Source organism: Burkholderia sp. Nafp2/4-1b (genome assembly GCF_003635165.1).
Taxonomy (GTDB): domain Bacteria; phylum Pseudomonadota; class Gammaproteobacteria; order Burkholderiales; family Burkholderiaceae; genus Burkholderia.
Genome location: NZ_ML058597.1, coordinates 480647 through 501674 on the forward strand (window position 1 = coordinate 480647; position 21028 = coordinate 501674).

Here is a 21028-nt window from a genome sequence, read left to right on the forward strand (position 1 = left end):
ACGCATGTGATCTGCGGAAAACGAACCGCAATCGAGCCGAGATTGATTCCCGACGGTTTCGAATATCCGGGGAAGTTAGTAGATTAATGCGTTGCGCCGTGAGGTATCGTTCGATGCTCGGTTGAAGGCAACACAACACAATTGGAGACTGCGAATGGCCACATTGCGCATGCAGACCGTCGTACACGGTAAAACTGTCCAGGTCATGTTGTCGCCGGAACATCGTACCGCCCGGATTTACATCGTCGACAACGAAGCGGGCAGTCATCCGCCCCGCACGATGAGCATCGAACAGTACGTCGACGCCGGAATGGCGGCCGACGAGATTGCGCGGCATGTGCTCGAAGTCGTCGCGATGTCGATCGAACAGCTGGCACGACTTCAGCCGTACGGCCGCACGGCCGGTGCGCGAACGCGCTATTCGCACTGATCTCGCTGACGTCGGTCGCGGCGGAGTGGTCTGCGCTCCGCCGCCGGCCGCCGGATTCCTGCCTTCGCTATCGGGTTGCGCTCAGCAACCCGCGATTGCGTTGATCTGCGACGCGGCTGCCATGTGCGCCGCATCAAACCCTATGCATTGCAACACGCGCCGGGTTCATCCGGGCGCGTGCTGGTTCGCATCCGTCAGCGGCGTGTCCATCCGTCGAGCAGCGGCGTCAGGCAAGCGCGCGTCGTCATGCGCCCGGAGCGGCGCGCGCCGCATGCCGCGCGCGGTGCCGGATCCGAATGCATCGAGCATCGCGCGTCCGCGCGGCGTCAGGTGCACGCGGCGATGACCGTCGCCGCGATGTTCGAGCATGATCAATTGCCGCTCGAGCAGCGTGTCGATCTCGCTGCGGGTCGAGTCCAGCTGATCCGGCGCATGACGGATCAGCATCAAGGTCGCGAATTCGTGTGGACTGAGCATGGTGGTCTCTCATGGTCAATGCGTCGGGAAGGCGACGACACGATGCGCGACGAACGGTGCGCGACCGGGCCGCCGCCTGCCTGGCTGATCACCCATCGAAACACGCAGCGCGTGAACCGCGACTGCGTTGAGCGACACCTAACATAGGACAGGCGACGCAAATTTCAAGAGGCCGTCCGACACGTGACGAATGGCGGTTTCGGGTGCCTCTTTCGACGTCGTGAGCGAGCACAAGAAGACCGTGCGACGGCCTTCATATGCACGACGCATCAGTGTCGCCGAGCCGAAACATTTTGTTACAAACACGCATTCAGCACCCCTCTTGAAGCGCATATCGGCCGCCACTATTTCGCTTCTCGCCAATCGATGGCACGTCGGCGCATCGCCTTCTTCCGGTGCAAGCGCCGACGGATTCCCTTATTCAGGTGATCTCATCGCTCAGGAGATGAAAATGCAGATTCGTCCCCTCTACGACCGGGTTATCGTCAAGCGAATCGAACAGCAGCGGACGACAGCCTCCGGCATCGTGATTCCCGACTCCGCCGCGGAAAAGCCCGAGCAGGGCGAAGTCATCGCGGTCGGCAGCGGCCGGCTGCTCCAGGACGGCTCGCAGCGCCCGCTGCAGCTCAAGGTCGGCGACCAGGTTCTCTTCGGCAAATATGCAGGCCAGACCGTCAAGGTGGACGGCGAGGAACTGCTCGTCATGCGCGAAGAGGACGTCATGGGCGTACTCGAACCCGAATCGCAGGCCGCCAGAAAAGCGGCGTGACGTCCGATTCGGCCGTGTCGCACCGGCGTTGGCGCGGTGCGCGCGGCATTCCGTTCAACGACTTTATCCGGAGCAACCAAAATGGCAGCAAAAGACGTGAAATTCAGCGACGGCGCGCGCAGCCGGATCGTCAAGGGCGTGAACGTCCTGGCCGATGCGGTGAAGGTGACGCTCGGTCCGAAAGGCCGCAACGTCGTGATCGAGCGCAGCTTCGGCGCGCCCGTCATCACCAAGGACGGCGTGTCGGTCGCGAAGGAGATCGAGCTGAAGGAGCGCTTCGAGAACATGGGCGCGCAGATCGTCAAGCAGGTCGCGTCGAAAACCGCCGACGTGGCCGGCGACGGCACGACGACCGCCACCGTGCTCGCGCAGGCGATCGTCCAGGAAGGCATGAAGCACGTCGCGGCCGGCATGAACCCGATGGACCTGAAGCGCGGCATCGACAAGGCCGTCGGCGCGGTGCTCGACGAGTTGCGTCAGCTGTCGCGGCCGATTTCGACCCACAAGGAAATCGCGCAGGTCGGTGCGATCTCCGCGAACGCGGACGAGGCGATCGGCAAGATCATCGCCGACGCGATGGAGAAGGTCGGCAAGGAAGGCGTGATCACGGTCGAGGACGGCAAGTCGCTCGAGAACGAGCTCGACGTGGTCGAGGGCATGCAGTTCGACCGCGGCTACGTGAGCCCGTATTTCGTCAACGATCCCGACAAGCAGGCCGCCTATCTCGACGACGCGCTGATCCTGCTGCACGACAAGAAGATCTCGAGCGTCCGCGATCTGCTGCCGATTCTCGAGGCGGCGTCGAAGGCCGGCAAGCCGCTGCTGATCGTCGCGGAAGATGTGGAGGCCGAAGCGCTCGCGACGCTCGTCGTGAACGCGATGCGCGGCATCCTGAAGGTCGCCGCCGTCAAGGCGCCGGGCTTCGGCGACCGGCGCAAGGCGATGCTCGAGGACATCGCGATCCTCACCGGCGCGACGGTGATTTCCGAAGAAACGGGCAAGCAGCTCGACAAGGCGACGCTCGACGATCTCGGCCGTGCGAAACGTGTCGAGGTGCGCAAGGACGACACGATCATCATCGACGGCGCGGGCGACCCCGCGCGCATCGATGCGCGCGTGAAGTCGATCCGCGTGCAGATCGACGAAGCGACGAGCGACTACGATCGCGAGAAGCTGCAGGAGCGCGTCGCGAAGCTCGCGGGCGGCGTGGCCGTGATCAAGGTCGGTGCGGTCACCGAAGTCGAAATGAAGGAGAAGAAGGACCGTGTCGACGATGCGCTGCATGCGACGCGTGCGGCGGTCGAGGAGGGGATCGTGCCGGGCGGCGGCGTCGCGTTGTTGCGCGCACGCGCGGCGCTGTCGGACCTCAAGGGAGCGAACGCCGACCAGGACGCCGGTATCCGGATCGTGCTGCGCGCGCTCGAGGCGCCGCTGCGCGTGATCGTGTCGAACGCGGGCGACGAGCCGTCGGTCGTGATCGCGAAGGTGCTCGAAGGTAAAGGAAACTTCGGCTACAACGCGGCGACCGGCGAGTATGGCGATCTGGTCGAAGCGGGCGTGGTCGATCCGACCAAGGTCACCCGCACTGCGCTGCAGAACGCCGCGTCGATCGCCGGCCTCGTGCTGACGACCGATGCGACCGTCGCCGAAGCGCCGAAGGAGGAAAGCGCCGCGCCGGCAGCCGCGCCCGAACTCGGCTACTGACCCGCATCGCAGGAAACCCCTGCGCGTATCGATCCGCCGCGGGCCGGAGCGGCGCTGTTCGGCGCGCGCGACAGCGGGGCGCGCGCGCCGTTTTTTTCAGGTTTGCGAGACCGACCATGAAACTCGAACTGCTGATCGATTCGAAACCGCTGCACATCGAGATCGACGACGTCGTTGCCGGGCTGCTCGCCGCGCGGCTCGGGCTGCCTCCGGACGGCGAACACCGCGATGCGATCGCCCGGTATCTCGGCGAAGCCGCCGCGCCGTGGACGCTCGACGACAACTACATGCGCAAGCGCGTGATGCGCCGGCTGATTCTCGATATCGCCGATCCGACGCTCGTCATCGATTACCTGATGGCCGACCAGCCGGATCCGGGCGCAACGGGCGCAACGGGTGCATGACGGGCCGCGCCGTGCCGCCCCGCGTCGGAAGCGCTTCTGGCGCCTGGCCGGACGTCGATCGGCTCGAGCTCATGCTCCGTCCGGCTTGCCCGGCGGGAAGGTTGCGCGACATTCGTTCCGGCGAAATCTCAGCACGAAGCGATCCCACGCTCGACCGACGGGTGCGCGCAAAGCACGCGGCTCTGCCGGGCATGCGTCGTGCTCTGGCGCTCCGGGCGGCGCGTGCGTGCGCCTCGTGGGCACGCGGCTCGTGCGTTGGCGCCGGACCCGTGCGCCGGCGGAGCGCGGGCGCGCTGCGAGGACTTTCGATTCCGGAGAAGACATGCAAAGGGACAACGAATCAACCGGCGTGCGGCCGGACTTCCGCGACGACGCTGCGGCCGATGCTCGACCGGCCGGGAATCCGGTGACACGAGCCTTCGAGCGCTTCGCGTCGGGCGTGACCGCATGGGCCGGCTCGCCCGTCGCGTTCGGGTCGGCGGTGGCCATCACGGTCGTGTGGCTCGCGTGCGGGCCGATCTTTCATTACTCGGATGCGTGGCAGCTCGTGATCAATACCGGCACGACGATCATCACGTTCCTGATGGTCTTCCTGCTGCAGCGGAACCAGAACCGCGACAGCGTCGCGCTGCATCTGAAGCTCGACGAACTCGTCGCGGCGACGCGCTCCGCGAGCGACCAGTTGATCGGCATCGAGGATGCGTCGGAGGAGGAACTGCACCGTCTCGCGAAGGCCTATCTGGCGCTCGCGAAGCGGGCCGCCGTTGACGGTCGGGCCGCGGTATGCGACGAAACCGATGCCGCGGACGAGCCGAGCGGCGTGTCGTGACCGGCGCCGCGCGCTTACAAGCGGTTGTCATTTGGGTTGCATCGGGCGCGTCGTGCGCGACGCCGATTTCTCGACGGAGGGCGGATGGCGACGCTCGACAGGAATGCGCTGACGGAGCGGACCGCGACCGGCATGCGCGACGTCTTCGCGGGCAGAAGGCGCGGCGCGGGCGCCGCGCTGCTGTTCGCGGGGCCGGCGATCATCGCGTCGGTCGCCTACATGGATCCCGGCAATTTCGCGACGAACATCCGGGCCGGTGCGCAGTTCGGTTACGCGTTGCTCTGGGTCGTGTTGCTGGCGAACGTCATCGCGATGCTGTTCCAGGCGCTGTCGGCGAAACTCGCGATCGCGACCGGCCGGAATCTCGCGGAACTGTGCCGCGCCCATTTCCCGCCGCGGGTCGTCGTCGGCATGTGGGTCGTGAGCGAGCTGGCCGCGATGGCGACCGAGCTCGCGGAATTTCTCGGCGGCGCGATCGCGCTGTCGTTGCTGTTCGATCTGCCGACGCTCGCGGGGATGGCCGTGATGGCCATCCTGACCTACGGCATCCTGCTGGCCGACCGGAGCGGCTTCAGGCCGATGGAGCTCGTGATCGGCGTGCTCGTGGGCGTCATCGGTCTGTGCTATCTGGCCGAGCTGTTCATCGCGCCGGTCGCGTGGGCCGAAGTCGGGCTGCATGCGGTCGTGCCGGAATGGCCGCGCGGCGAGGCGCTCACGATCGCCGTCGGCATCGTCGGCGCGACGATCATGCCGCATGCGCTGTATCTGCATTCCGGGCTCATGCAGCGGCGCGTGGCGGGACTCGACGCGGCGCAGCGCCGCATGATGGTGCGTTTTTCCAACCGGGAAGTGATCGTTGCGTTGTCGATCGCCGGGGCGGTCAATATGGCGATGGTCGTGATGGCGAGTGCGGCGTTTCATGCAGGCTATCGCGATGTCGCGGAAATCGGCACCGCGTACCGGACGCTGACGCCGCTGCTGGGCGCAGCCGCGGCCGTGTTCTTTCTCGTGTCGTTGATGAGTTCCGGCATCTCGAGCTCCGTCGTCGGCACGATGGCCGGACAGATGATCATGGAGGGCTTCGTCGGCTTCCGGATTCCCGTCTGGCTGCGCCGGCTCGTCACGATGGTTCCCGCGTTCGTCGTCGTCGGGCTCGGCGTCGATTCCACCGAGGCGCTCGTGATCAGCCAGGTCGTGTTGTCGTTCGTCTTGCCCGTGCCGATGCTCGCGCTGGCCTACTTCACCGGCTGCCGCGACATCATGGGCGCGTTCGCGAACGGGCGCGCGACGCACTGGGCTGCAATTGGCGCGATGGTCGTCATTTGCGCGCTGAATGTCGTTTTACTGGTGCAGCCGATCGGGGCGCTGGCGTCGCATTTCGGCGTTGGATGAATAACGGTCTGGAAGGGATTTGAATAAGCGTGGCGGAAAATATTGCGTGCCGGCATTGCGCTGACAAGTCTTTTTTACCGCGGCGTGCAAACAAGAAGAAGACAGGCCCGCGGGTCGGCGGGCCTGCTCGTTTACCGCGCTTTCAGCATTTCGTCAGCGAGGCGATACGCGCTCAGCGCGCGCTTGGACTCGTAATCGGCAATCGCCGATACGTTGCGGCCTGCATCTCGCGACAGCAACCCTTGCAGCGCCGCCGCAGCGAAGAAATCTCGCAGGTCCGGCATCGGCTGCTTCGATTCCGGCGGCGCGGCGACCAGCGGCTCCGGCTTCCAGAAAACCGGCGACGGGAGCGAGGCTTTGTGTGCGGAAGCAGTTTTCTTGGTGCTCACATCCTGAGACAACGACATCATTTCTTCCCCTTCGATCAGGTGTCAGTTGGCGAATCAACGTAAGGTCCTCGTTTACATGGCGAGCAACATTGTTTTCGTGTTCTGAGAAGTACTAATCGATAGAGCGACGCGAATATTCGCCGGGAATACGCGATTCGTCAAAGGAAATAAATTCGTTCTATCTATTTGTTCGGTGAGCATTTTCTGTTCCCAAAACATGTGGAGATAAAGCGCTCTGCGTGAAAGTCGATCTCGATGGTATGTCGACGTGAATGACGCGCCGGTGACATGCGAAAGTGTGTGATGGCGCACTGATGCGTGGGTCTCTTTTAGTGTTCGCGCGAATCAATGGCGCATGCCGCGCCGATGAATTCATCGTAAGTATTCGTCGTGATCGACAACGCGATGGATGTCGTTATGTATGACGTAATGCGGCGGTCGAAATGCGGCGCGCAATGGGGGCCATTAAAAATGATTACGCCGAATTCAACTGCCTTACGTCGGCATATACGTGAACGGCTCGCCGTCCTCGCGTTCGACGGACAGCAAACGCTTCAGTTGATCGAGCGCGAACAACTGCTTGCCGTCCGCGGCCGCTTCGGCGATCGCGGCATCGACGAGCTTTCGCGCGCGCGCGAGGATCACGGAGCGCTGACGCGCGATTTCGAGCACCATGCGTTGCTCGATGTTCTGCCGGCTCGACTGCTTGTCGCTCAGGTGACGCCAGCGATCGCGAAGCTCGCACCAGGTGACGCGCTGGAATTCCGGAATCGTGCGCGGGAACGTGCCGGCTTCCGCAGGCTCGGGCTGCGCGCGCAACGCGCATCGCAGCGCCTCGCGGGCGCGCCATTCGTCGGAAAACGGCGCATACACGTCGCGCGTGCGGCCGATCGGATTCGCGCGCTCGATTTCCTTCTCGAGCAGGTAGGTCAGCCGTCGCAGTGCGGAACCATGCGCGAGCATCGCGGGATCGAGCACGCGGATCCGGCGCGAAGCATCCGCGACGTGCGCCTTCAGTTCCCACAGCGTCAGGCGCAGATGCTGCACCTCGAGGATCAGACGCTGGACGTCTGCATACGTGCACTTCGTCCACCATTCGGTGAGGTCGTTCAGCTTCGGGGGATCGAATGGGGGGAGGATCATGGCTACTGCAACAACACTGTATGGATATACAGTTTATCGCGCGGTAACATAGCGCCGTCAAGGCGAAAAAATGGGGACGGCCGAGCGGCCGCCTGCCGACGGACCGGACAGTCGATCGGCCTTCCTGCGCTTTCGCCATTCACGCTTTCACCATTCACTTTCGCAGCCTGAGAGCCTGAGCCGGCGCCCGCCATCGCTTACGTCGATGGATGCGCCGGACCTACCGACGCCAACAGAGAACAATGACGACCACCTATCCGCTGCATGACGCACTGACTCGCGCCGATACGGCGTTCCCAGCCGAAGCCGACGTCGTGATCGCCGGCGCCGGCATCATGGGCTGCGCGGCCGCTTACTACCTCGGCCTGCGCGGCCTGAAGGCCGTCGTGCTCGACAAGTCGCGCATCGCCGGCCAGCAATCGACGCGCGCGTGGGGCTTCGTGCGCCAGCAGGGCCGCGAGTCCGCCGAAGTGCCGCTGATGATGGCCGGCATGCGAATCTGGGAAGGGCTCGAGCAGGCGCTCGGCTTCGATCTCGAATGGCGGCAGGGCGGTTGCCTCTACATGGCGGACAACGACGACGACTGGGCGTCGTTCCAGGCGTGGCTCGCCGTCGCGCGCGAACACGGTCTCGACACGCGCACGCTGACGCGTGCGGAGATCGACGAACACGTGCGCGGCCTGTCGCCGGAGGCGCGCACGCTCGGCGGGCTGTACACCGCGAGCGACGGGCAGGCCGAGCCGCGCCGCGTGGCCGCCGCATTCGCGGCGCGCGCAACCGAAGCCGGCGCGCGTTTCTTCGAAGGCTGCGGCGTGACGGCAATCGAGACGGCCGGCGGCGCGATTGTGGGCGTCCAGACCGAGCGCGGCGCGATCCGCACGCGGCGCGTGATCTGCGCGGCCGGCGCGACCAGCTTCCGGCTGCTCGACGGCGTCGGCATCCGGCTGCCGCAGCAGGCCGTGCGCGGCACCTGCATGCGCACCAACGTGCTGCCGCACGTATCCGCGTCGACGCTCTGGGGGCACGGCCTCGGCATTCGGCAGCGCAAGAACGGCACGATCAATCTCGCCGACGACATGCAGGCCGACGTCGATCTGACGCTGGGCCACTTGCGCGGCCTGAGCCTGTTCTGGCCGGAGTTCTGGTCGCAACGACAGAAGTTCCGGCTGCACCTGAATGCGGCCGCGTGGCGCGATGCATGCGCGCGCATCGGCGGCGTCGTCGGGCCGATCGAGCCGCGCGATCCGCAGCCGCAGCCGAATCGTGCGCATGCGCCGCGTGCGCTCGCGAAGCTGAAGGCGATCTTCCCCGCGCTGAAGGATGCGCAGATCGTCGAGGCGTGGGCCGGCCTGATCGACGTGCTGCCCGACGGGATTCCGGTGATCGACGCACCCGGCACGCCGTCCGGGCTCGCGATCGCGACCGGGTTCTGCGGGCACGGCTTCGCGATGGGGCCGATCGTCGGGCGGCTGCTGGCCGAATGGGTCGATACCGGCGCGCCGTCGCTCGACCTGGCGGCGTTCCGTGCGCAGCGTTTCGTCGACGGGACGATGGTCCGGCCGCGCAGCGTGCTGTAGCGGCCGGGCCTGCCTGATCTCGTCGTAGAATCGAGCCCGCATCCTTCAGGAGAATCCCCGTTGGCAACGCCTTCCGCCCAGCGCCGCTCGCTGCGCTCACGCCTGCGCCGGGCGCGCGATCCGTGGCAGGCGCCGCGTGCGCGCACGCTGTTCACGCGTCCCGCGACGTCGCCGCGGCGCACGCTGCTGTTCCGTCTCGGCGCCGTCGTGACGCTGTGCATGCTCGCGTTTCTCGTGCTGTATCTCGATCGCGACGGCCTGCGCGATTCGACCAAGAGCACGCCGATGAACGTTGCCGATCTCGTGTACTTCACGATGGTCACGGTCGCGACGGTCGGCTACGGCGACATCGTGCCGGTCACCGCGCGTGCGCGCCTGATCGATGCGTTCTTCATCGTGCCGATCCGCATCGGCATCTGGTTCATCTTCCTGGGCACGGCGTATCAGTTCGTGATCCAGCGCGTCATCGAGGAATTCCGCATGAAACGCCTGCAGAAGCAACTGTCCGATCACATCGTCGTGTGCGGCTATGGCCTGTCGGGGTCGATCGCCGTGCGCGAGCTGCTCGAGAGCGGCGTCGATCCGTCGACGATCATCGTGATCGATGCGCAGCAGCAGGCGCTCGAGGCCGCGACGTCGCTCGGCGTGACGGGGCTGCTCGGCGATCCCGCGCATGAAGACCTGCTGCAACAGGCGCAGGTGCGCGCGGCGAAGGCCGTGATCATCTCGGTGACCGACGACCCGACCGCGATCCTGCTCACGCTGTCGGTGCGCAGCATCGCGCCCGAGACGAAGATCGTCGTGCGGATCCAGGAGAACCTGTATCAGCGGCAACTGCGGCAGGCGGGCGCCGACGTGATCGTGTCGTCGACCAAGATCGGCGCACTGCTGCTTGCCGATGCGGTGCACAGCCGCTACATCGTGCCGTTCGTGAACGACATGCTGTCGACGCGCGGGCGCGCGACGCTGCTGGAGCGCGAGGCATTGCCGCACGAGATCGGCTGCATGACGAACGTCGTGCCGGGCGCGATCGTCGTCGGGCTCGATCGCTGCGGGAAGATTTATTCGTTCTATGAAGATCCGCCGTGCCGGATCGAGGCGGGCGATACGCTGGTCGTGATTCAGTCGGCGCGGATTCCGGATGCGGAGGTTTGACGGGCCGGCAACGCACCCCTGTCGTGCCGCGCTGGTGCATTTCCTGCTTGATATGGCACCGTATGTTTTTTAGTATGAGGTATTCGCTCCGTGCGCGCGCAGACGCGCCCGGTCATAGAGGAGACACATGCAATCCAGGTCGGCGGCACCTCAAACCATCGTCGTGGTCGGCATCCTGGTCGCCTGCGCGCTGATGGGTCTGTGCGTATTGCAGCTGCTACAGAGCCGCAACGACGCGCTCGAGCGGGCAAGCGAAACCTCCCGCAATCTCGGCCTGATCGCCGAGCGCGACATCGGACGCAACTTCGAACTCTATGACCTGTCGCTGCAGGCGGTCATCGAGGGGCTCCAACGTCCCGACGTGATGAATGCGCCCGCAAGCTTGCGGCGCGCCGTGCTGTTCGACAATGCGATGAGCGCGCAATTTCTCGGCTCGATCCTGGTACTCGATGCCGGCGGCAACATCGTCCTCGATTCGGGCAGCGACGTGCCGCGCCACGGCAATTTCGCCGATCGCAAGTACTTCACCGTCCACCGCGACAACCCGAATGTCGGTCTCTACATCAGCGACCCGTTCACATCGCGCCTGCGCGCTGGCTCGCCCAGCATCGGGCTCACGCGGCGGATCTCGAATCCCGATGGCTCGTTTGCAGGCATCGTGCTCATTGCGGTCAACCTCGAGTATTTCCACCAGCTGTTCGCCGGCTTGTCGCTCGGGCAGCACGGTTCGATCTCGCTGATCGGCAACGACGGCGTGATGGTGATGCGCCAGCCGTACGACGTCCACACCATCGGCCGCAACATCAGCCAGGCCGCGACCTTCAAGCGGTTCGCGGCCGCGCAGGAAGGCGTCTTCTCGGAAACCTCGTCGCTCGACGGCGTGCGCCGTCTCTACTACTTCCGCCACTTGCCGAAGCTGCCGCTGATCATCATGGTCGCGGAAGCGGAGCAGGACATCTATGCGGCGTGGCGGCACCGCGCGACGACGATCGGCGCGCTGGTGGCAATGTTCGGCGCGGCGTTCATCGCGGTGTCGGTGATGCTTGGCACGCAACTCCGGCGCCGGATGCGCGCGGAGTCGGAACTCGTGCTGCTCGCGCGCACCGATGGCCTCACCGGCCTGAACAATCGCCGCAGCTTCGGAGAAGTGCTGGATCGCGAATGGCGGCGTGCCCGGCGATCGCGGTCGGTGTTCTCGTTGTTGTTCGTCGATGTCGATCGCTTCAAGGCGTACAACGATACCTACGGCCACCAGGCGGGCGACGACGCGCTGGCCGCGGTCGCGCGTTGTATCGGCGACAACATCCGCCGGCCGCTCGATACCGCGGCCCGCTACGGCGGAGAGGAATTCGTCGTGCTGCTGCCCGATACGCCCGAAACGGGTGCCGCGCAGATCGCGGAGCGCATTCGCGCGGCGATCGACGAGTTGCCGATCGAGCACGTCGGCAGCGAATACGGGCATGTCACCGCGAGTATCGGCCTGGCGAGCTGGACGCCCGAGCACGATGCCGAGGCCGATGCCGTGATCAAGGCGGCCGACGAGGCGTTGTATCGGGCGAAGGCGACCGGGCGGAACAAGGTGGCCGCGTTTCAGGCACCGGCTTGACAATTTCGTCGCAACGACGGCCATCGCGCTACAGTGGACCTCAACCGCCTTTCAAAGTCGGGCGAACGCGAGGTCGAACATGCAACTTCAAACCGGCAACCTGTTCAGCATCGAGGGCGCGCGCGGCAGCGACGAGCGTGTCGACCTGCTCGTCGCGGGCGCTCGCCTGAACGTCGAGCGGATCGTATCGTTGGGGCACACGAGCCCCGACGGCTTCTGGTACGACGATCCGCGCGCGGAATGGGTTGCGCTGCTGTCGGGGGCCGCGGTGCTCGAATTCGAGGCGGACGCGACGTTGCACGACATGCGCCCGGGTGACTACGTGCTGATCGAACCGCATTGCCGGCATCGCGTCGCGTGGACGCATCCGGACGAGCCGAGCGTGTGGCTCGCGATCTATCACGATGCAGAATCGCGTGGTTGACCCGGCTTACCCGCGCCCCACGAACGGCATCGTGGTCGCCATGATCGTCATGTTCAGGATGTTCGTATCGAGCGGAAGATTCGCCATCTGAACTACTGCGTTCGCGACATGCGTGACGTCCATCCGTGCCTCGGGCGCCATGCGCCCATCGGCCTGCAATACGCCTTCGGTCATCCGGTCGGTGAGAGACGTCGCCGCGTTGCCGATGTCGATCTGGCTGCACGCGATGTTGAACGCACGACCGTCGAGCGCGAGCGACTTGGTGATGCCGGCCACCGCATGCTTGGTGGCCGTGTACGCGATCGTATTCGGGCGCGGCGTATAGGCGGAAATCGAGCCGTTGTTGATGATCCGGCCGCCTTGCGGCGTTTGCGCCTTCATCAGTCGCCACGCGGCTCGCGCACACAGAAAGACGCCCGTCAGGTTCGTCGCGACGACGTCGTTCCATACGCCGAGCTCGTATTCGTCGAGCGGAACGGCCGGCGCGTTGCGACCGGCGTTGTTGAAGAGCACGTCGAGCCGCCCGAACTGCTGCGCGATCCGCGCGAATGCGTGTTCGACAGACGCCTCGTCGGTCACGTCGGCGGCAAACGCGTGCGCGTCGCCTTGCGCGGCAGCGATCGCCTCTTTCGTTTCGAGCAATGCGGCTTCCTTGCGACCGATCAGCGCGACGGCAAATCCGGCGTTCGCGAGCGCGATTGCCGCGGCACGACCGATGCCGGATCCGGCGCCCGTGACGGCGGCGAACTTGTTCGAGGCAGACATGACTGGATTCCCTGCGGGTTGGATGACGAAAGAGACGGCGGATGCGCAATGGATCCGCCGTGCGCCGGTTCTAGCGACATCGTACGCGTACCGCGCGTTGCGCGGCGCGAACCGCTATTTCCTGCGTGCCGGCGCGGCCTTGCGTCCACGGGTTTCGGTTTCCGCGAACAGGCCGACGACGACATCCCGCAACCAGCGGTTGCCTTCGTCCTGATTCACGCGCGTATGCCACAGCATGTGGATCGGCGCACCCGGCAGCGTGACCGGCAACGCGCGCCAGCCCAGCGAGAACGGGGCGGCGAGCTGCAACGCGAGATGTTCCGGCACGGTCGCGATCAGGTCGGTGCGCTGCAGGATATAGCCGACGCTCATGAAATGCGGCACCGTCAGCCGTACGCGGCGCTTCACGCGGCGCCGCTTCAGCCATTCGTCGACCTGCCCGTGACCGGTGCCGGCCGACACGACGACCAGATGCTCGGCGTCCCGCCACGCGTCGACGGTCAGCGGGGCGTCCTCGAGCGGATGGCCGCGCCGGAACAGGCACACGTATCGCTGATCGAACAAGCGGCGCTGATAGAAGCCGCCCTGCAACTGCGGCAGCAGCCCGATCGCGAGATCGACGCGGCCGTCGGCCATCTCGTCGCTGAGGTTGACGCTCGTATTGCGCACGGTATTGAGCGCGATGCCTGGCGCCGCGCGCGACAGGTGTTCGAGCAACGCGGGCAGGAACACGACTTCGCCGATATCGGTCATCCCGATCGTCATCGTGCGCGACGCGCGCAGCGGATCGAAGCCGGTCTCCGGATTGAGCGCGGCATGCAGCGTCGACAGCGCGTGCGCGACCGGCTCGGCCAGGCGCAACGCGAACGGCGTGGGGACCACACCGCCGGGCCCGCGCACGAACAGCGGATCGCCGAGCCGGCGGCGCAGCTTCGCGAGCGCGTTGCTGACGCCCGGCTGGCTCATGTTCATCTGCTCGGCGACGGTCGACACGCGCCGCTCCTGCATCAGCCGCTGAAACAACAACAGCAGATTGAGATCGATCTCGCTCAATTCCATGATGGCGCGTTGTCTCCGGTCATTCCGTCTAGTGATGAAGCAGATTCCGTGCATTTTATTGTGGGATGACGGAGCGCTGCTGACAATACCGATACGGCGCGCGGATTCGACCGGCGCGCCGCGGCCTCATCACTCGCTGAATCAATATCGGAGACACGTTCATCATGCAGACCAATCTGAGGATCGCGATCGTCGGAGCTGGCATCGGCGGCCTGACGCTGGCGCTCGCGCTGCGCGAGCAGGGCATCGACGCGCAGTTGTACGAGCAGACCGACGTGCTGCGCGAGGTGGGCGCGGCCGTCGCGCTGTCGGCCAACGCGACGCGCTTCTATGAACGGATGGGATTACGCCCGGCTTTCGACGCGGTGTGCGCGGAAATCCCGGGCCTCGTCTATCGCGACGGGCGCAGCGGCGCGGTCATCGGCCATCATCGCGGCGAGCCCGACTACCGCCGCCAGTTCGGCGGTTCGTACTGGGGCGTGCATCGCGCGGACCTGCACGCGATCCTGTCGAAGGCGGTCGGCGTCGAGCAGATCCATCTCGGCCATCGGCTCGTCGATCTCGCGCAGCATCCGGATCGCGTCACGCTGAGTTTCGACAACGGCGAGCGCATCGATGCCGATCTGGTGATCGGCGCGGACGGTGCGCGCTCGATCACGCGGCGCTGGATGCTCGGCTACGACGACGTGCTGTATTCCGGGTGCTCGGGCTTTCGCGGCGTGGTGCCGGCCGAGCGGATGGACCTGCTGCCCGATCCCGAGACCATCCAGTTCTGGGTGGGGCCGCACGGCCATCTGCTGCACTATCCGATCGGCGACAACGGCGACCAGAACTTCCTGCTGGTCGAGCGCCATCCGTCGCCGTGGCCGACGCGCGACTGGGTGATGCCGGCGCAACAGGGCGAGCAGTTGCGCCTGTTCAAGGACTGGCATCCGGCGGTCGTGCAGATGATCACCGCGGTGCCGATCAGTCAGCGCTGGGGGTTGTTCCACCGGCCGCCGCTCGGCCGCTGGAGCCGCGGGCGCGTGACGCTGATCGGAGACGCCGCGCATGCGCTGGTGCCGCATCACGGGCAGGGCGCGAACCAGTCGATCGAGGATGCGATGGTGCTGGCCGCGCAACTCGCGAAGGCCGGCCGCGGCAACTGGCGCGAAGCGCAGGAGGCGTACGAGCGGTTGCGGCGCGGCCGTACGCGCAAGGTGCAGTACGCATCGATCTCCGCGGCCGACGTGCTGCATCTGCCCGACGGGCCGGCCGCCCAGGCGCGCAATGCGCGGCTCGGCGAGCGCGACAGCGTGCTGCATCACCTGGACTGGATTCACGATTTCGACGCGCTCGCCGATGAACCGAACGAGCGGCAGGGCGGGACGTGGCTTTGAGCGGTTGATGGTACTGCGATCGGCCGGCGTGTGAATGAAGCTCATCGTCGTCGCGCATTCGTCCGCCGTCGACAGGTCGATCGTGCCGCCCGAGTGCCGCCAGCCGCGAAGTGCGTCGTGCGCGTGCGGTGGACCCGCTTCGCGTCGGGCCAGATGACCGACGCGGCGCCCGCGTGGCTGCCGGCCGGCCCTCACACGAGCCCGGCCGGCCGCATGACCGTCATGCGTAGTCGGCCACCCGTTGCGCGGCGCGCTTGACCTGCTCGATGTCGCGAAACTGCGCGGCCGGATGCGTGTCCGGCAACTTCGCCGAGCCGCCGAACAGCTTCTCGCGCAGCGTGCCCGGCGCGTATTCGGTCGGATATACGCCGCGCCGCTGCAACTCCGGCACGAGGTAGCGCACGATGTCCTCGAAGGTTTCGTGCGCGACGGCATACGCGAGATTGAAGCCGTCGACGTCGGTCGCGGCGACCCATTCCTGCAGGATGTCGGCGACGGTCTGCGCGGAGCCGACGAACACGGGCCCCATCCCGCCGATGCCGCCCCACGCGGCCAGTTCCTCGATCGTCCACGCGGTATCGCCGCCGGCCAGGTGCTCGACTGCCGACACGATCGCATTCGTCTCGACGCGCCTGACCGGATCGCTCGGCGCGTACTGGCCGAAATCGATGCCGGTCCAGCCGGACATGAACACCAGCGAGCCGTCGTACGACACATAGCGGCGGTACTCGTCGAACTTCGCCTGCGCCTTCTCGTCCGTCTCGTCGACGATCACCGTGACGAGGTTGTAGATCAGCACGTCGTGCGCATCACGGCCAGCGGCGGCTGCCTGCGCGCGCACGTCGGCGACGTAGCGCGCGAGCTGCGGACGCGTCGGCGCGGCGACGAACACGCATTCGGCGTGCTGCGCGGCGAACGCCTTGCCGGGGCCCGAGGCACCGGCCTGGAACAGCACCGGCGTGCGCTGCGGCGACGGCTCGCACAGGTGATAGCCGGGCACGTCGAAGTAGCGTCCCTTGTGGCCGATCTCGTGCACTTTCTCCGGATTCGTGAACACGCGGCGGTCGCGATCGCGCACGACCGCGCCATCTTCCCAGCTGCCTTCGAACAGCTTGTACAGCACTTCGACATATTCGGCCGCGACCGCATAGCGGTCGTCGTGCGTGCGCAGCCCGTTGTCGCCGACGTTCTTCGCGCCGCTTTCCAGATACGACGTGACGATGTTCCATGCGAGCCGGCCCTTCGTGTGATGGTCGGCGGTCGACAGCCGGCGCGCGAACGTGTACGGATGCTCGAACGTCGTCGACGCGGTGATGCCGATGCCGAGATGCTCGGTCGCCATCGCGATCGGCGCGGCGAGCTGCAGCGGATCGTTGACCGGGATCTGCGCGGCCTGGTGCAGCGCGTGATAGTTGCTGCCCTGGTAGACGTCGTAATAGCCGATCACGTCCGCGATGAAGATCGCATCGAAGATCCCGCGTTCGAGCACGCGCGCGAGATCGGTCCAGTAGTCGAGATCCTTGTACTGCCACGAACGGTCGCGCGGATGCGCCCACAGGCCGGGCGACTGATGGCCGACGCAGTTCATCTCGAACGCGTTGAAGCGGATGGTCTTGCTCATCGCGCGGCCTCCGTTGCCGTGCCCGTGGCAGCAGCGGCGCCATTGCCGACGCGCCACACGAACGGCGGCGTGCGTCCGTTGATGACCCAGTCGCCGACGATCCGTGCCTTGTAGACGAGCGGATTGTGCGACGACACCGTGCGCGCGTTGCGCCAGTGACGATCGAGCGCGGTCGTGCTGCGCGTCGCGGATGCGCCGAGCGCGTCGAACAGGCGCGTCGCCGCGCGCAGCACGAGTTCCGACACGACGAGCTGGCTCTGCGCGGATTCGATTTCGGCCGCGACGTTCGCGGCATGCTCGGCTTCGTCGTCGTTGCCGAAGCGCGCGATATAGGCCTGTTGCAGCGGCTGCGCGGCACGCAGCGCGAGCGCATCGGCCGCGTACGCCCACGACGCGATTTCGCCGATCACCTGCTGCAGTTGCGCGTCGTCGCCGGCGCGCGCGGCGTTGCCGTGGCTGTACACGCGCGTGCGGTTGCGCACGAGCTCGCCCGCGTCGCGCACGATCGCATGGCCGATGCCGGCCAGCGTGGCGACGTGGAACAGCTGGTAGAACGCCGTCTGATATTTGAAGCGGCGCGCGAACTCGATCACGTGGTCGGCGTCGACCGCCGCGTTCTCGAAGCGCGTCGTGCCGCTGCCGGTCGTGCGCTGGCCGAAGCCGTCCCAGTCGTCTTCGAGTATCACGCCGGGCTGTGCCGTTGCGACCGCAACGATCACGTCGCTGCCGTCATGTTCGCGTTGCGCGAACACGTCGATCCAGTCCGCGAACAGGCTGCCCGTGCTGTAGAACTTTCGGCCGTTCAGCACGAGCCGGCCGTTCTGCTCCGATACCTTGGTGATGGTCTGCCCGAGCGGGACGTCGCCGGCTTCCGACCACGCATTGCCGACGAGCTGGCCGCTCGCGAAGCGGTCGAACCACGTCGTGCGCTGCGGCCCCGGCGGTGCGTTCAGCCAGTCCTCGACGAACGCGAAGTGGCCGCGCAACGCCTGCGGCAGATTCGAATCGGCGGTCGCGAGTTCGGTGAGCAGCCGGAACAGCTGCGGCAGCGATGCGCCGGCGCCGCCGTCGTGCACCGGCAGCCGGACCGCGCCGAAGCCGGCGGCCTTCAGCCAGCCGATCGCTTCGTGCGGCAGTTCGCGGCGCTGTTCGCGCTCCGCGGTGCCGGCCGCGATCCGGTCGAATATGGGGCGAAACCGGCTCGCGAGTGCATCGTAGTCGGTGCCGGTGGAAAGAGAGGGATCTGCGTGTGACGAAGTCATGCGGTGTTCCTCGAAGGGCGGGGCCGTTTGCACCGGGAGGCCAGTATAGGAAGCGTCGCGCGCGCGTTCCAATAACGGATTCGCAGATCGTTATCGTCACGGCGCATTACGTGGCGCGGCGCGCAAAAGTACCGACGTTCGGGCGTCGATTGCGGCGTCGAAGCGCACTTCGAAGCGCACGTCGCACGACATACGAAGCCATGTCGTTTGTTATCCGAAGGAATATCGTTACGAGAATCGCTCGGTTTGCCGGTGCGGGACGCACTGCTAGATTGACTGTTTTCGTCATTCGACAGGAGAGCCCGATGTCAGATACGAGCGCGACGATTCAGGAGCGGCCAGCCGATGCAAAACCGCAGGTGGCCCGCGTGATTGCCGACGACGCACAGGCGATCGCAGCCGCGCACGCGCTTGCGCAGCGGCTGGCCGAAGGGGCCGCCGAACGCGATCGCGAGCGACGCTTGCCGCGCGACGAGATCGAATGGTTCTCGCAGTCGGGACTGTGGGCGATCACGGTGCCGAAGGCTTACGGCGGTGCAGGCGTGTCGCACGTGACGCTCACCGAGGTGATCAAGATCGTCGCGGCGGCCGATGCGTCGCTCGGGCAGTTGCCGCAGAACCACTTCGGGCTCGTCGACGTGATCGCGCTGATCGGCACCGACGCGCAAAAGCGCTATTTCTTCGCGGAAATCCTGAGCGGCAAGCGCTTCGGCAACGGCTTTTCGGAGAAGGGCACGAAGCACGTGCTCGACCTGAAGACGCGTGTGCGGCGCGATGGCGACGACTACGTCGTCGACGGCACGAAGTTCTATTCGACCGGCGCGCTGTTCGCGCACTACGTGCCGGTGCTCGGCCTCGACGATGCGCAGCAGGCGTGGCTCGCGTATATCCCGCAGCCGACGCCGGGGCTGACCGTGATCGACGACTGGTCGGGCTTCGGCCAGCGCACGACCGCGAGCGGCACGGTGGTGCTCGACGGCGTGCGCGTGCCGGCGTCGCACGTGCTGCACGCGCAGCGCGTGTCCGACGAGCCGACGCTCAACGGCCCGGTGTCGCAGATCATCCAGGCGGCGATCGATGCCGGCATCGCGAAGGCCGCGATCGCCGATACGGAAGCATTCGTGCGCACCCGCACGCGACCGTGGGTCGACAGCGGCGTCGAGCGGGCGACCGACGATCCGTTGATCGTCCGCGAGATCGGCCGCCTGCATATCCAGTTGCATGCGGCGGAAGCGCTGCTGGAACGCGCGGCGCGCACGCTGGACGAGATCGGTGCGCGCGGCACGGTGACCGACGACGATGTCGCGCGCGCATCGGTCGCGGTCGGCGAGGCGAAGGTGTTGACCACCGAGATCGCGCTGCTGGCCGGAGAAAAGCTGTTCGAGCTGGCCGGCACGCAGTCGACGCTCGCCGAACACAATCTCGACCGGCACTGGCGCAATGCGCGCACGCATACGCTGCACGATCCGGTGCGGTGGAAGTATCACCTCGTCGGCAACTACTACTTGAATGGCGTGCGGCCGGCGCGTCATGCATGGAATTGAACCGCACGTGTGGGTGATTCCGGCGGCCCCGGTGACACGGGGCCAACGGAGCACGAAGCGTCAGGCAGCCGGCGCGCAACTGCCTGACGTGTAGCGCGGCGTCGTTACTTCACGCACTCCAGCGCGTACTTCAACCCCGTCCCGAGGATGCCGCGCCATACCTCCCACGTATGCCCGCCGTCGACGATGCGCAGCTCGGCCGGATTCTGCGCACGGCGCAGCTGCGTATACAGCAGGCTGGATTCGGCCTGGATCGTCAGGTCGTCGTCGCCCGCCGCGATGAACATCGGCACGCGCCAGTTGCGCGCGAAATAGCCGCGCATCAGCGCCGGGTAGTTCAGCTCGTGCCACACGCGCGAATCGAACTGCCGGTCGCCGAACACGCCGACGTAGCGCGCGGCGGAATTGAGTGGCGGCTCGTTCGCATAGATCGCGGGGCTCAGCAGCATCGCGCCGCAGAACAGGCCCGGTTCGAGCAGCGAGAAACGCAGCGCGCCGAAGCCGCCCATCGACACGCCGCCGATCGCGCGGCCCGCGCGCTGGTTCGACACCGCGAAGTGCGCTTCGACTTCCGGCAGCAGATCGTTCAGGAACGCGCTCTGCATCTTCTCCTTGCGATCGACGTACCAGTCGGTGCCGCCTTGCGGCATCACGATCACGACGGGCGGAATCTCGTGCCGCTCGATCAGCGTGTCGGCGGTGGCCTGCAGCCGGCCCTGGGTGACCCAGTCGTTCGCGTTGCCGGCATTGCCGTGCAGCAGGTACAGCACCGGATAGCGCGCGCCTTCCGGGTTGTAGCCGGGCGGCAGGTAGACCGTGTACGACCAGTCGCGCTTCAGCGAAGCCGAGCGGAACGCGCGCAGCACGATGCTGCTGCCCGGATTGACCGGCGGTTCCTGCGCAGCGGGTGCGACCGTTGCAGGCGGGACGATCGCGGGGGTGGTCGCGGATGACGTCGGCGCAGGCACGGGCGCGCCCTGCGACGCGTGGGCGGTGGCGAGACAGCCGGCGAGCAGGGCGACGGCGAACGAAAGGGCGAGTCGGCGCATGGCGAAGCGTTTCAGGGGAGGCGGCCGCTATCGTAGCAGCGGCGCATGAC

At 66.3% G+C, this 21028-nt stretch carries 20 protein-coding genes; 12 read left to right on the forward strand and 8 right to left on the reverse strand.

Going from position 1 to position 21028, the window contains the following annotated elements; genetic code table 11:
* The first annotated feature begins 154 nt into the window (after window positions 1–154).
* Window positions 155–430 (forward strand): hypothetical protein, encoded by a 276-nt coding sequence (locus C7H84_RS02275; RefSeq protein ID WP_121857214.1) that lies wholly within the window; start codon window positions 155–157, stop codon window positions 428–430.
* A 165-nt stretch (window positions 431–595) separates the two neighbouring features.
* Here the strand turns inward: C7H84_RS02275 and C7H84_RS37040 are convergent, their stop codons facing one another.
* The gene (locus tag C7H84_RS37040; RefSeq protein WP_240461946.1) at window positions 596–907 is read right to left on the reverse strand and encodes a hypothetical protein; all 312 of its coding nucleotides are present in this window, start codon (window positions 905–907) and stop codon (window positions 596–598) included.
* A gap of 451 nt (window positions 908–1358) precedes the next feature.
* Here C7H84_RS37040 and C7H84_RS02285 point away from each other — a divergent pair, with 451 nt between their 5' ends.
* The 5 genes from C7H84_RS02285 (at window position 1359) to C7H84_RS02305 (ending at window position 6005) form a co-directional block, all read left to right on the forward strand.
* A complete protein-coding gene (locus C7H84_RS02285) occupies window positions 1359–1676 on the forward strand; it encodes a co-chaperone GroES (protein ID WP_121857215.1) in 318 nt (105 codons plus the stop codon).
* Window positions 1677–1757: 81 nt separating this feature from the next.
* Window positions 1758–3380 carry a chaperonin GroEL gene (groL, locus tag C7H84_RS02290; RefSeq protein ID WP_121857216.1) on the forward strand — a complete coding sequence of 541 codons (1623 nt, stop codon included), beginning with the start codon at window positions 1758–1760 and terminating at the stop codon, window positions 3378–3380.
* 116 nt (window positions 3381–3496) lie between these two features.
* Window positions 3497–3784 (forward strand): hypothetical protein, encoded by a 288-nt coding sequence (locus C7H84_RS02295; RefSeq protein ID WP_121857217.1) that lies wholly within the window; start codon window positions 3497–3499, stop codon window positions 3782–3784.
* Between the two features lie 322 nt (window positions 3785–4106).
* A complete protein-coding gene (locus C7H84_RS02300; protein WP_121857218.1) occupies window positions 4107–4613 on the forward strand; it encodes a low affinity iron permease family protein in 507 nt (168 codons plus the stop codon).
* 84 nt (window positions 4614–4697) lie between these two features.
* Complete coding sequence (locus tag C7H84_RS02305) at window positions 4698–6005, forward strand: Nramp family divalent metal transporter (RefSeq protein ID WP_121857219.1); 1308 nt, start codon at window positions 4698–4700, stop codon at window positions 6003–6005.
* 131 nt (window positions 6006–6136) lie between these two features.
* Here C7H84_RS02305 and C7H84_RS02310 read toward each other — a convergent pair whose 3' ends face one another.
* Both C7H84_RS02310 and C7H84_RS02315 read right to left on the reverse strand, forming a co-directional pair.
* Window positions 6137–6415, reverse strand: coding sequence for a hypothetical protein (locus C7H84_RS02310; protein WP_121857220.1), 279 nt, complete (start codon window positions 6413–6415; stop codon window positions 6137–6139).
* Window positions 6416–6889: 474 nt separating this feature from the next.
* Window positions 6890–7537, reverse strand: coding sequence for a hypothetical protein (locus tag C7H84_RS02315; RefSeq protein WP_121857221.1), 648 nt, complete (start codon window positions 7535–7537; stop codon window positions 6890–6892).
* Between the two features lie 242 nt (window positions 7538–7779).
* On the opposite strand from C7H84_RS02315, the gene C7H84_RS02320 reads away from it, so the two are divergent.
* The 4 genes from C7H84_RS02320 to C7H84_RS02335 all read left to right on the forward strand — a co-directional run bounded on the left by C7H84_RS02320 (window position 7780) and on the right by C7H84_RS02335 (window position 12299).
* Window positions 7780–9114, forward strand: coding sequence for an FAD-binding oxidoreductase (locus C7H84_RS02320; RefSeq protein WP_121857222.1), 1335 nt, complete (start codon window positions 7780–7782; stop codon window positions 9112–9114).
* A gap of 60 nt (window positions 9115–9174) precedes the next feature.
* Entirely contained in the window at window positions 9175–10269 is a 1095-nt protein-coding gene (locus C7H84_RS02325) for a potassium channel family protein (RefSeq protein WP_121857223.1), read from the forward strand.
* A gap of 127 nt (window positions 10270–10396) precedes the next feature.
* Window positions 10397–11875 carry a sensor domain-containing diguanylate cyclase gene (locus C7H84_RS02330; protein WP_121857224.1) on the forward strand — a complete coding sequence of 493 codons (1479 nt, stop codon included), beginning with the start codon at window positions 10397–10399 and terminating at the stop codon, window positions 11873–11875.
* Between the two features lie 79 nt (window positions 11876–11954).
* On the forward strand, window positions 11955–12299 hold the full coding sequence (locus C7H84_RS02335; protein ID WP_121857225.1) for a cupin domain-containing protein: 345 nt from the start codon (window positions 11955–11957) through the stop codon (window positions 12297–12299).
* Window positions 12300–12305: 6 nt separating this feature from the next.
* Here the strand turns inward: C7H84_RS02335 and C7H84_RS02340 are convergent, their stop codons facing one another.
* Together C7H84_RS02340 and C7H84_RS02345 are read right to left on the reverse strand one after the other, a co-directional pair.
* Complete coding sequence (locus tag C7H84_RS02340; RefSeq protein ID WP_121857226.1) at window positions 12306–13064, reverse strand: SDR family oxidoreductase; 759 nt, start codon at window positions 13062–13064, stop codon at window positions 12306–12308.
* Between the two features lie 114 nt (window positions 13065–13178).
* Window positions 13179–14123, reverse strand: coding sequence for a LysR family transcriptional regulator (locus tag C7H84_RS02345; protein WP_121857227.1), 945 nt, complete (start codon window positions 14121–14123; stop codon window positions 13179–13181).
* 164 nt (window positions 14124–14287) lie between these two features.
* On the opposite strand from C7H84_RS02345, the gene C7H84_RS02350 reads away from it, so the two are divergent.
* A complete protein-coding gene (locus C7H84_RS02350; protein ID WP_121857228.1) occupies window positions 14288–15502 on the forward strand; it encodes an FAD-dependent monooxygenase in 1215 nt (404 codons plus the stop codon).
* Between the two features lie 220 nt (window positions 15503–15722).
* On the opposite strand, the gene C7H84_RS02355 is transcribed toward C7H84_RS02350, so the two are convergent.
* Window positions 15723–17123, reverse strand: coding sequence for an LLM class flavin-dependent oxidoreductase (locus C7H84_RS02355; protein ID WP_121857229.1), 1401 nt, complete (start codon window positions 17121–17123; stop codon window positions 15723–15725).
* Complete coding sequence (locus C7H84_RS02360) at window positions 17120–18385, reverse strand: acyl-CoA dehydrogenase family protein (protein WP_121857230.1); 1266 nt, start codon at window positions 18383–18385, stop codon at window positions 17120–17122. The genes C7H84_RS02355 and C7H84_RS02360 overlap by 4 nt, the downstream gene beginning before the upstream one ends.
* A gap of 305 nt (window positions 18386–18690) precedes the next feature.
* Between C7H84_RS02360 and C7H84_RS02365 the strand changes: the two genes are divergently transcribed.
* Window positions 18691–19929, forward strand: a complete 1239-nt coding sequence (locus C7H84_RS02365) for an SfnB family sulfur acquisition oxidoreductase (RefSeq protein ID WP_121857231.1) — start codon at window positions 18691–18693, stop codon at window positions 19927–19929.
* A gap of 104 nt (window positions 19930–20033) precedes the next feature.
* Here C7H84_RS02365 and C7H84_RS02370 read toward each other — a convergent pair whose 3' ends face one another.
* Complete coding sequence (locus C7H84_RS02370) at window positions 20034–20978, reverse strand: alpha/beta hydrolase-fold protein (protein ID WP_121857232.1); 945 nt, start codon at window positions 20976–20978, stop codon at window positions 20034–20036.
* Window positions 20979–21028: the final 50 nt, after the last annotated feature.